The sequence below is a fragment of the Pedobacter frigoris genome, assembly GCF_032678645.1.
Taxonomy (GTDB): Bacteria; Bacteroidota; Bacteroidia; order Sphingobacteriales; family Sphingobacteriaceae; genus Pedobacter; species Pedobacter frigoris_A.
The window spans coordinates 889,830-901,647 of record NZ_JAVTSP010000002.1 but is presented as its reverse complement, the minus strand read 5'-3'; the positions used below and the strand labels follow the sequence as shown (position 1 = coordinate 901,647).

Below are 11,818 nucleotides of genomic sequence, written 5' to 3'. Positions count from 1 at the left end.
AAACCATGGAAGAAACGAAAAAAGATCAGAATGCTACATCAAGACGTGGCTTTCTAAAAACGACGGCTATTGCCGCTTCCGCATTCATGATTGTTCCCCGACATGTGCTGGGGGGAAAAGGTTTTTTGGCGCCAAGTGACCGGCTGATCATCGCTGGTGTTGGTGTGGGTGGTAAAGGGCAGTCAGATATTGATGCTTTTTATAAAAGCGGTAAAGCAGACATTGGATTTCTTTGTGATGTACATGACTCAAGGGCTGCTAAAAGTGTAAAGGCTTTTCCAAAAGCAAAGTATTATAAGGATTGGCGTGAAATGTTTGAAAAGGAATCAAAAAACTTTGATGCAGTTTCTATTTCTACTCCGGATCATAACCATGCGGTGCAGGCTATGGCTGCTATGCAGCTCGGTAAGCATGTGTATGTGCAAAAACCTTTAACCCACGATATTTATGAAGCCAGGGCACTTACTGCTGCTGCTAGCAAATATAAAGTGGTCACACAAATGGGTAATCAGGGCGCGTCAAACGATGGTCCGCGTCAGATGAAAGAATGGTATGACGCAGGTTTAATTGGTGATGTACATACCGTATATGCCTGGACTGACCGTCCCGTATGGCCTCAGGGTGTTCCGTGGTCGGCAAATAAAGCTCAGGTTCCTGCTGATCTGAATTGGGATCTGTGGCTGGGTACGGCGCCTTATAAGGATTATGTAGACAAACTGGTTCCGTTTAACTGGCGTGGCTGGTGGGATTACGGAACAGGCGCATTAGGCGATATGGGATGTCATTTGCTTGAAGCTCCTTTTAGCGTACTTAACCTAAAATACGCCAGCGAAGTACAGGCAAGTGTGGGTTCTGTATATGTAGATGAATTCAAGCGAGGTTATTTCCCTGACAGCTGCCCTCCATCAAGTCACGTGACTTTAAAGTTCCCGAAAACCAATAAAACATTAGGTGATGTGACAGTACACTGGATGGACGGAGGTATACAGCCGGAGAGACCTGAAGAATTGCAGGCTAATGAAACTTTTGGTGATGGTGGTAACGGAACTTTATTTATCGGAACAAAAGGTAAAATGATGGCAAGTACTTACAGTGCAGACCCTAAACTGCTTCCGCTGAGTAGAAATAATGACATCAATGTAAAACAAAGCTTTGCCCGCGTACCCGGCGGTGCAAACGGACATTATAAACAATGGGTTGAAGCTGCAATCGCAGGTTATGGCAAACAGGAAGTAAGCTCTCCTTTTGAAATTGCAGGACCGCTGACAGAAGCATTATTAATGGCCAACCTTGCCATTCGTGGTGTTGATGTTCAACGCAAAAACGAAAAAGGCAATATCATTTATCCTGGACGCAATATCAAATTGCTTTGGGATAATGAAAAAATGAGGGTAACCAACCTGGACGACGTAAATCAATTTGTAAAACGTGAATACCGTAAAGGGTGGACACTGGGAGTTTAAAAATTTAAAACAAATACATAAATGAAACGATACATTTTCTCTGCAGTATCTGCGCTGGCCATTACGGCAATGCTGGGCTGCAGCAGTACAAAAAGCCAAACTGGCACCAAAGGTTTTACAAGACTGTTTGACGGTACAACAACAACAGGATGGCATACATACGGTAAAACTACTGCGGGCGCCAAATGGAAGATAGAAGACGGTGCTTTGCACCTTGATCCAAATGGGCCTGGCGACGGTGGTGGCGATCTTGTAACGGACAAGGAATACAGCAATTTCCATCTGAAATACGAATGGAAAGTTGCTCCTAAGGCAAACAGTGGTCTGATTTTCTACGTACACGAAGATAAAGCCAAATATGGCGCAACCTATAGCACTGGTCTGGAAATGCAGGTACTGGATAACGATGGTCATCCTGATGGAAAGATCACCAAGCACCGTGCAGGAGATCTGTATGACCTGATCAAAAGCAGTTCTGAACCGGTTAAAGCCGTTGGAGAATGGAACAGTGCAGAGATCATTAGTAAAAATGGTAAACTTGAGCAGTATTTGAATGGCGTAAAAGTTGTTTCTACCACATTATGGGACGACAATTGGAAAACCCTGATCAATGGCAGTAAATTTAAAGGCTGGGAAAACTGGGGAACCTTTAAAACCGGTAAAATTGCCCTGCAAGATCACGGTGATAGTGTGTGGTACCGTAACATTATGATTAAAGAGCTATAATCAATACATTTAAAGACAAATCAAAAAACCAAATATGAACTCAAGTAACCGTATTAAATTATCTTTCATGATGTTCCTGGAATTTTTCATCTGGGGCTCATGGTTTGTTTCATTAGGCACTTATTTAGGAAAAAATCTGCTTGCATCAGGTGCCGATACAGGCGCTATATTTTCCACGCAATCATGGGGCGCCATCATTGCTCCTTTTATTATTGGATTGATAGCCGACAGATTTTTTAACGCCGAGAAGATTCTTGGTGTCATTCACCTTATCGGAGCAGTTCTGCTTTATCAAGCTTACAATTCTCCAAATGTAGATGTATTATACCCATATATATTGGGCTATATGATCTTATATATGCCAACTTTGGCGTTGGTAAATTCAATATCTTTTAATCAGATGCAAGACCCGGAAAAGGAATTTAGTAAAATCAGAGTTTGGGGCACAATCGGATGGATACTTGCTGGTATACTAATTAGCTATGCATTTGTATGGGACTCGGAAGAGGGGATTAAAGACGGATTACTGAGAAATACCTTCCTTATGGCAAGTATTGCCTCGCTGGCACTGGGGCTGCTGAGTTTTACATTACCAAAAACTCCACCAAAAGTTGATAGAAAGGAGAAAGTTAAGATTGGTGAGCTCCTTGGTCTAGATGCTTTGAAATTATTAAAAGATAAAAATTTTGCTGTATTCTTTATTTCGGCAATTCTAATCTGTATTCCACTTGCCTTTTATTATCAGGTAGCACATCCATTTCTAGAAAACGCAGGAATCCCTAGTCCAACCGGTAAGATGACGATAGGTCAAATATCTGAAGCATTATTCCTTCTTTTAATCCCGGTATTTTTCAAAAAATACGGTTTTAAGAAAACGATTCTAGTCGGCATGCTCGCTTGGTCGGTAAGGTATTTATTATTTGCTTTTGGCAATGGTGCGGAACTTAGTTTCATGCTTTATATCGGTATTGCTTTTCATGGCATTTGTTATGATTTCTTTTTTGTTTCAGGACAGATTTACACCAACTCCAAAGCTGGAGAGAAATACAAAAGTTCTGCTCAGGGATTAATTACTCTTGCTACTTATGGAGTAGGAATGCTCATTGGTTTTGAAGTAGCCGGAATGATTACTGACGCCTATAAATCCGCCGACGGGGTGATAGATTATAAAATGGTCTGGATGATCCCAGCAGGAATAGCCTTTATCGTGTTTTTGTTGTTCACATTTTTATTTAACGACAACAAGAAAATTGAAGCTGAAGCAATTTAACTGATATTAAAATGAGTTCAGAACTAAGCAGAAGAAATGCATTAAAAACCATTGTTGCCGGAACCGCCGCTTTAGGGGTATCGGCAGCAATGCCGGTTTTTGCTTTTGAAGAAGAAAAATCAACAATGTTAAAAGGAAATGTAAATCATTCTGTATGCAGATGGTGCTTCGGCAGCCTGGACCTGGATACTTTATGTGTAGAAGCAAAGAAAATAGGCATTAAAGCCATCGATTTAGTGGGCCCCAATGATTGGCACATATTAAAAAAGCATGGTCTGGATTCATCTATGTGCAATGGTGCTGAAATTAACCTGGTAGACGGATGGAACGATCCGAAGTTTCATGCCACGCTAATCAAAAACTATTCAGAAATGATTCCCCGTGTGGCTGAAGCTGGCTATAAACAATTGATCTGTTTTAGTGGAAACCGCAGAGGAAAAGATGATGAAACAGGGTTAAACAACTGTGTGGAAGGATTGAAACAAATACTTCCGATTGCAGAGAAACACAACGTAGTATTGGTGATGGAACTGCTAAACAGTAAAGTAGACCATAAGGATTATCAGTGTGACCATACCGAATGGGGTGCTGAGCTGTGTAAACGTTTAGGATCTGAAAACTTCAAATTACTTTACGATATTTACCACATGCAAATCGATGAAGGTAACGTCATCGCCAACATTAAAAAATACAATAAATACATCTCTCATTACCATACTGCTGGTGTACCCGGGAGAAATGAAATTGATGATACACAGGAGTTATTTTATCCGGCAATCATCAAAGCTATCGTGGCAACAGGTTTTAAAGGGTATCTTGCACAGGAATTTATTCCAAAGCAAAAAGATGGCATAAAATCTCTTAGAGAAGCAGTAAATATTTGTGACGTATAATTTGAAGTATATGAATTCTAGAAGAATATTTTTAAAACAAGCAGGGATTGCAGCTGCAGGAGCATTATTAATGCCTTCTTTTGCCTGTACATCTCCAACAGCAGCTAAAGCAGTTGGACTTCAGCTTTACACATTGAGAGATCAGATCCCTCAGGATGTAAAAGGCGTAATAGAAAAAGTAGCAAAAGCAGGCTATAAAGAGGTCGAAACTTATGGCTATTCTCCAAAAGATGGCTATTGGGGACTCGACGCCAAGGCTTTCAAGGCTTTACTGGACAGTAATGGATTAAAAGCTCCAAGCGGGCACTTTGGCATCGATGATTTCATCAAAACCGGTAATCTGGATCTCCTTAAGCCATTAATTGATGGTGCAACGGTTGCCGGAATGAGCTATTTAACTTGTCCATGGTTAGATCCATCTTTAAGAACTACTGCAGATGATTTCAAAAAAACAGCTGCACGGTTGAATGAAGCAGCTGCACTTTGTAAAAAGTCAGGACTACAGCTTGGTTACCACAATCATGATTTTGAATTCAAAAAATTTGGTGATACCACCGGATATGAAATCATGCTTCAGGAAACTGATAAAAAACTGGTTCAGTTTGAAATGGATCTTTATTGGGTAGTGAGGTCTGGAAACGATCCGCTTGCATTATTTGCGAAGCATCCTGGCCGTTTCCCAATGTGGCATGTAAAAGATATGGATAAGGCTAATAATGGAATCAATACAGAAGTTGGTACCGGGAAAATTGACTTTAAACCAATTTATAAACAGGCCAAACAGGCTGGATTGAAGCACCTGATTGTGGAGCAGGAGAATTTCTCAATTGATCCATTCGTAAGCATCAAGCAAAGCTTTGATTATGTAAACCGCGAACTGATTTAAGATAAATATCTTAACAATAACAGGGGGAGTGGTTTACAAAAGGCCACTCCCCTTTTTTTATGTTGAAAAAATCCGCATCTTTGGGGACTTATTATTCACCGTAAAATACACCATATTAAATAATTAAAAACAAATAAGTAAAACAACAAACAATTAAAGAAAACATGAAAATTGCAGTAGTAGGTGCCACCGGACTGGTAGGTACCGTAATGTTAAAAGTATTAGAAGAGCGTAACTTCCCGTTGACCGAATTGATCCCTGTAGCCTCTGAAAAGAGTGTTGGTAAGGAAATCAGCTTCAAGGGTAAGAAGTTTGCTGTTGTAAACATGGAGACAGCGATTGCAATGAGACCAGATATCGCATTGTTTTCTGCTGGTGGTGGTACTTCTTTGGAATATGCTCCTCGCTTTGCTGAAGCTGGTACAACAGTGATCGACAACTCATCTGCCTGGAGAATGGATCCTTCCAAAAAACTGGTAGTTCCTGAAGTAAATGGTCATGTATTGTCAATAGATGATAAGATCATTGCGAATCCAAACTGTTCAACTATTCAAATGGTAGTGGCTTTAAAACCGCTCCATGATAAATATAGAATCAAACGTGTGGTCGTATCTACTTATCAGTCTGTAACAGGAACTGGTGTAAAAGCGGTAGAACAAATGATGAATGAGCGTAAAGGAATCACTGACGGACCTATGGCTTACGCCTATCCTATCGACCTTAACGTAATTCCTCAAATTGATGTATTCACTGAAAACGGATATACCAAAGAGGAAATGAAAATGATTCTTGAAACCCGTAAAATCATGGGTGACGACAGCATCAGGGTTACGGCTACTACAGTACGTATTCCGGTTATGGGAGGACACTCAGAGTCTGTAAACATAGAGTTTGAGAATGACTATGATGTAGCCGAAGTAAGGGATATCCTGACTAAAACTCCTGGAGTAATTGTTGTTGATGATATCGCAAACCTGAAATATCCAATGCCTAAAGATGCTCATGAAAAAGATGAAGTATTTGTTGGAAGAATCAGACGTGATGAGTCTATGCCAAATACTTTAAATATGTGGATCGTTGCCGATAACCTGCGTAAAGGTGCCGCTACGAACACTGTTCAAATCGCTGAGTACCTTGTAAGCAAGGAACTGATATAATAAAATTAGTAAACATACAATAGCGGTCGTCATCCTGAAATAAATCACGTAGTGTTCTTGAAGACAAAAACGTCATCAAATACTGCTGAAAAATTCAGGATAACGACCGTTTTTAGTTTAATGCACACCATCACTACAATGCCTAGCTATGTTTAAGAGATCATTAACCCTTTTTTTGCTGACTGTAAGCATTTATTCTACTGCTTTTTCCCAGACATCCGTCCAAAAACTGGAACAAGCTTATAATAACCTCATTGCTGATCCACAAGCCAGATATGCAATCACCTCTTTGTGCGTGCTGGATGCCAGCACTGGAAAAACCTTGTTTGCACGCAATGAAAATATAGGATTGGCAACTGCTTCTACTTTAAAAACCATTACCTCTGCTACAGCCTTTAATTTACTTGGGAAAGACTTTCAATACCAAACGACCCTTTCTTACAGCGGAAAAATTGATGCTGATGGCACGTTAAAGGGCGACCTGATCATTATTGGTGGCGGAGATCCTACGTTAGGATCGTGGCGTTATGAAGGTAGCAAAGAAGGATTTGTATTGAATCAATGGGTGAAAGCCATCAAAGCCGCCGGAATTAAAAAAGTAGAAGGGAGCGTGATAGGTGATGACAGTCTCTGGGGATCGCAAATAACTCCAGATGGCTGGATATGGCAGGATATAGGCAATTATTATGGTGCCGGTGCTTCTGCGTTATCATGGAGAGAGAATCAATTTGATCTCCACTTGAGGGCAAACAGAGGAAATGGTTCGGTTACGGTTCTGAAAGCTGTCCCCGAAATGCCTTATATTAAAGTGATAAACGAACTGAAAGCAGGTGCTGAGGGTACTGGTGACAGGGTCTATGCTTATCTCCCCCCTTTAGGAAACGTTGCGTATTTGAGAGGCACCTGGGCGCTGGGAATTTCCAAATCCGGCATATCGGCAGCATTGCCAGATCCTGCTTTTGATGCTGCCTTCCGTTTGCAGGATACATTGGAAAGAATTGGAATTTCTTCTTCCGGAAATCCTTCAACGAGCAGGTTACTTAGTATGGAAGGAAAATCTTTACCTTCAGGGGTCCAGAAACTGGCGACCATCAGTTCGCCTGCATTGAGCCAGATTGTTTATTGGTTCAACAAAAAAAGTGTCAACCTTTACGGCGAACATTTACTGAAAACACTTGCCTGGAAATCCGGAAAGGAAGTGAGCACCAAAAATGGCGCCGCTACTGTAATCAACTACTGGGAGTCTAAAGGAATTGATAGAAATGCCTTAAATATCCTGGATGGAAGCGGTCTTTCTCCCGGCACAAGAGTGACTACCTCTGCAATGGCCAACGTGCTGTTTCAATCTCAAAAAGAAACCTGGTTTCCGGCATTCTATGAATCTCTACCTGAAAATAACGGAATGAGGTTGAAAAGCGGAACCATAAATGATGTTTCTGCATTCGCAGGATATTATACCGATAATGCAGGCAGGAAATACATCATCGTCATCAATATAAACAACTATTCCGGCTCAGGAATTAACAAAAAACTGTTTAAAGTACTCGACGCTTTAAAATAAGAAATGATAACTTGCAGAACGTTTATGAAGAGATTTTTTTTACTGCTATGCTTTAATGCAATTACCTATGCTGCCTTCAGCCAGAATGCAGCACCTGAAAATTCAGCAACTACAGAATCCATACCTTCTTTTAATAATGCCCCTGAGGTAGCCATTATCCCTGAACCTGTTTCAGTAATTAAAAGTGAAGGACATTTCGTCATCCCCGAAAACATATTAATAGAAGCACCCGCCCTACCGGAATTAAAACAGGCCATCTCATTCCTTCAGGAAAGACTTTCTATACCCACTGGTAGTTTTGTATCGGTAATAAATACGCGTAACCAGGCTGCTACCATTAAACTGATCATCAATGAAAAGGCCAGTTCTGTTCTTGGAAAAGAGGGCTATCAGCTTTCAGTGACCCCCAATCATATCACCATTAGAGCGAATAAAGCCGCCGGACTATTTTACGGCATACAAAGCCTGATGCAACTGTTTCCTCAGGAAATAGAAAGCAAGGAGCCGGTTGAAGACGTCAACTGGATAGCGCCATGTGTTGAGATTACAGATTATCCCCGCGTTGGATGGAGAGGCCTGATGTTTGACGTGGCCCGTCACTTCTTTACAAAAGCAGAAGTAAAGCAATATATTGATGCAATGGTGCGCTACAAGTACAATCTATTGCACCTGCACCTGACAGACGATGAAGGCTGGAGAATTGAAATCAAGGGCTATCCAAAGCTGACTGAAGTTGGCGCATGGAACGTAAAGAAGGTTGGAGAATTTGGGAACTTCAGTACTCCCGGCCCTGACGAACCCAGGACCTACGGAGGATTTTACACGCAGGACGATATCAGGGAACTGGTACAATATGCTAAAGAAAGATTTGTAGACATTATGCCTGAAATAGATGTCCCCGGACATAGTCTCGCGGCAATTGCCTCATACCCCGAACTGTCATGTACCCCATCCGCACCAAATTACAGGGTGCGCTCTGGTGAGCGGATCATGGACTGGTCCAGAGGTGCACCTCCTACTGCTTTGGTAGATAATACGCTTTGTCCGGCAAACGAACTGGTATACAGCTTTCTGGATACAGTCATTACACAGGTAGCCCAGTTGTTCCCTTTTGATTATATCCACATGGGTGGCGATGAAGCTCCTTTTAATTTCTGGGAAAAAAGCGATGCCATCAAGGCGCTAATGCAAAAAGAAGGCTTAAAGAATATGCACCAGGTGCAAGGTTATTTTGAAAAACGTATTCAGAAGATCGTAGAGGCTAAAGGCAAGAAGTTCATGGGTTGGGATGAAATTCTGGATGGGGATATGCCTTCCAGTGCTGCAGTAATGAGCTGGCGGGGTATGAAATATGGTATTGATGCAGCCAAAAAGAAACATGACGTAGTCATGAGTCCCAGTACTTATGCTTACCTGGATTACATGCAGGCTGATGTCATCACCGAACCTAAAGTTTATGCTTCGCTCAGGTTGAGCAAATCCTATGAGTTTGACCCTATACCTGCGGGTGTGGATCCTAAATTTATCAAAGGCGGACAAGCAAACCTATGGACTGAACAAGTTTACAATATCCGTCAGGCCGAATACATGACCTGGCCACGCGGTTTCGCAATAGCTGAGTCCGTATGGTCACCTGCAGAGAAGAAGAACTGGAACAATTTCTTTAACCGCGTAGAACAGCACTTTAAAAGGCTCGATATCGCTGAAACAAAATATGCACCAAGTGTATATGACCCGATATTCTCGGTGAGCAGATCGGCCGACAAGCAGTTGATGATTGAACTGAGTACAGAGGTTCAGGGGCTAGACATCTACTATAGCTTTGACAATTCTTTCCCGGACCGGTTCTATCCAAAATACACAGAGAAGATTACCCAACCTAAGGATGCTGCTACCCTAAAAGTGATCACTTATAAAGGTAAGAAACCGGTAGGCCGGATGATGGTAATGCCTATAGAAGAACTGAATAAAAGAGCCTGGAGAAAATAACATTGAGATACTTCGTTCACATCGGATATAATGGATTACAATACAATGGCTGGCAAAAACAGCCAGGGGTATTGAATGTACAGGGTGTTTTAGAGAAATACCTGAGTCAGGCGCTCAAGACCGAGGTATTCATCAACGGATGTGGGCGCACTGATGCTCACGTACACGCCAGCCAGTTCTTTTTTCATATGGACATCGAACAGGAATGGGATTTTGATCTCAAATTCAGGCTCAATAAACTACTGCCATTAAACATTGCTGTGTTTGATATCATTCCCATGAAGGGACTGCCTCATGCGCGTTTCGATGCCGTACAGCGCTCTTACGATTACTTTATCCACACCTATAAAGATCCTTTTCTGAATGGATTAAGTTCCTTCTACCTGTTAGACCATCTTGATTTCGATAAAATGAAACAGGCAGCTGCTGTCTTACCAAAATACAAAGACTACCGGGCATTTTGTACCAGTCCCGATAAATACGAACATACGATCTGTAACGTGATGTCGGCATCTTTGGCTGTAGATACCAATGGCGACAAATTACGCTTCCAGATCTCTTCTAATCGATTCCTCAGTAAAATGATCCGGATCATCATGGGACAGCTATTGAAAATAGGAAGAGGTGTATTGAGCGTGGATGAGTTTGAAAATTACCTGATCACCAATACCACGCCTGAGCTCATCACACCCGCACATCCCCAGGGGTTGTATCTTTCAAAAGTCACCTACCCTTACTTAAACCTTCCTCCCAGAGTAGAATTTTCATCCATTCTTCAGAAACAAACAGACGTTACCTGGAGAACTTTATAAGCTCCTGATTGTTAATTTATTGCTATTGATAATTTACTTTATTATCGTTAGCTTTAATAGACCAATATAAATAGGAGGCATCATTATGACTGTTATTCAAAAAATTGAGCATTGGGGCGACGTACACCACGCCAAATGGCTCGATGTAATCCGCATTGTTTTAGGAATTCTCATTTTCGGCAAGGGTATCGCCATCGTGAGTAATACTGAAGTCCTTCAGAACCTGCTGCTGCAAAATAATGTCTTTGGCTTTTCAGGAATGATGGCCAGTTTAGCCATTCACATCGTAGGATTTGTACATCTGGTTGGCGGCATTCTAATTGCCATCGGACTGGTTACGAGATTTGCTGTAGTGATTCAGATCCCCATTCTTCTTTGCGCAGTATTTTTCGTCAATCTATCACAGGGATTTTCAGTACTGAACTCTGAATTATGGCTATCTATCATTGTACTTCTGCTGCTGGTATTGTTCTGGGTAGTAGGCTCGGGTCCCTATTCAGTAGATCAGGCAATGAAAAGAAAACAAACCATTTACAGGTAAGCTATTTAGCTTTCTGACAACAATATAGCCCTGAGTGCATCGGCCGTAAGGCTGATGCCACTGGCGCTTATTGACGCCTGTTTATAAAAAACTTCACGCTCGGCAAGCTTAGCCTCTATAAAAGCGATCAATTCAGCTTCATTAAGATTCTTTATTAAAGGGCGCTTTTCTTTGCCGCTTTCCAGCCTTTTCGCCAGAGCCACCGGTGACATTTCTATATAAACTGTTTTCCCATTGGCATTCATCCACTCCATATTGTCAAAATAGCAAGGTGCTCCTCCTCCGGTTGCGACTACGATATTAGCGGGGTAATTGTAATCCTGAAGCGTTTTCTTTTCCTGTCTGCGGAAAGCATCTTCTCCATGAGCAGCAAAATAATTTCCCACACTATCTCCTATCTCCTTTTCCAGCTGCTGGTCAAGGTCTATGAAATCATAGCCTAGCTTTGTCGCCAGCTTCTTACCCAGCGTACTTTTGCCACAACCCATAAAGCCAATCAGGAATATCTTCATTACCTTAA

General features: G+C 41.6%; 11 protein-coding genes. 10 read left to right on the top strand and 1 reads right to left on the bottom strand.

All coding sequences use genetic code 11. The features are described 5' to 3' along the window. Window positions 1–5: 5 nt before the first annotated feature. The 10 genes from R2Q78_RS10175 (at window position 6) to R2Q78_RS10130 (ending at window position 11,298) form a co-directional block, all read left to right on the top strand. Window positions 6–1,463, top strand: a complete 1,458-nt coding sequence (locus tag R2Q78_RS10175; protein ID WP_316791408.1) for a Gfo/Idh/MocA family oxidoreductase — start codon at window positions 6–8, stop codon at window positions 1,461–1,463. 21 nt (window positions 1,464–1,484) lie between these two features. Further along, a complete protein-coding gene (locus R2Q78_RS10170) occupies window positions 1,485–2,189 on the top strand; it encodes a DUF1080 domain-containing protein (protein WP_316791406.1) in 705 nt (234 codons plus the stop codon). A 34-nt stretch (window positions 2,190–2,223) separates the two neighbouring features. Continuing rightward, on the top strand, window positions 2,224–3,459 hold the full coding sequence (locus R2Q78_RS10165) for a nucleoside permease (RefSeq protein ID WP_316791404.1): 1,236 nt from the start codon (window positions 2,224–2,226) through the stop codon (window positions 3,457–3,459). An 11-nt stretch (window positions 3,460–3,470) separates the two neighbouring features. Further along, window positions 3,471–4,352, top strand: a complete 882-nt coding sequence (locus R2Q78_RS10160; protein ID WP_316791403.1) for a hydroxypyruvate isomerase family protein — start codon at window positions 3,471–3,473, stop codon at window positions 4,350–4,352. Between the two features lie 10 nt (window positions 4,353–4,362). After that, on the top strand, window positions 4,363–5,238 hold the full coding sequence (locus R2Q78_RS10155) for a sugar phosphate isomerase/epimerase (RefSeq protein WP_316791401.1): 876 nt from the start codon (window positions 4,363–4,365) through the stop codon (window positions 5,236–5,238). A gap of 164 nt (window positions 5,239–5,402) precedes the next feature. Next, the gene (locus tag R2Q78_RS10150) at window positions 5,403–6,395 is read left to right on the top strand and encodes an aspartate-semialdehyde dehydrogenase (RefSeq protein ID WP_316791399.1); all 993 of its coding nucleotides are present in this window, start codon (window positions 5,403–5,405) and stop codon (window positions 6,393–6,395) included. A gap of 148 nt (window positions 6,396–6,543) precedes the next feature. Then, window positions 6,544–7,956: a D-alanyl-D-alanine carboxypeptidase/D-alanyl-D-alanine-endopeptidase gene (gene dacB / locus R2Q78_RS10145; protein ID WP_316791397.1), complete on the top strand. Its 1,413-nt coding sequence runs from the start codon at window positions 6,544–6,546 to the stop codon at window positions 7,954–7,956. A 24-nt stretch (window positions 7,957–7,980) separates the two neighbouring features. Continuing rightward, window positions 7,981–9,945, top strand: a complete 1,965-nt coding sequence (locus R2Q78_RS10140) for a beta-N-acetylhexosaminidase (protein ID WP_316791395.1) — start codon at window positions 7,981–7,983, stop codon at window positions 9,943–9,945. 2 nt (window positions 9,946–9,947) lie between these two features. Then, entirely contained in the window at window positions 9,948–10,757 is an 810-nt protein-coding gene (locus tag R2Q78_RS10135; protein ID WP_316791393.1) for a tRNA pseudouridine synthase A, read from the top strand. A gap of 85 nt (window positions 10,758–10,842) precedes the next feature. Further along, window positions 10,843–11,298: a DoxX family protein gene (locus R2Q78_RS10130; protein WP_316791391.1), complete on the top strand. Its 456-nt coding sequence runs from the start codon at window positions 10,843–10,845 to the stop codon at window positions 11,296–11,298. 5 nt (window positions 11,299–11,303) lie between these two features. On the opposite strand, the gene R2Q78_RS10125 is transcribed toward R2Q78_RS10130, so the two are convergent. Beyond that, window positions 11,304–11,810, bottom strand: coding sequence for a shikimate kinase (locus tag R2Q78_RS10125; protein ID WP_316791389.1), 507 nt, complete (start codon window positions 11,808–11,810; stop codon window positions 11,304–11,306). Window positions 11,811–11,818: the final 8 nt, after the last annotated feature.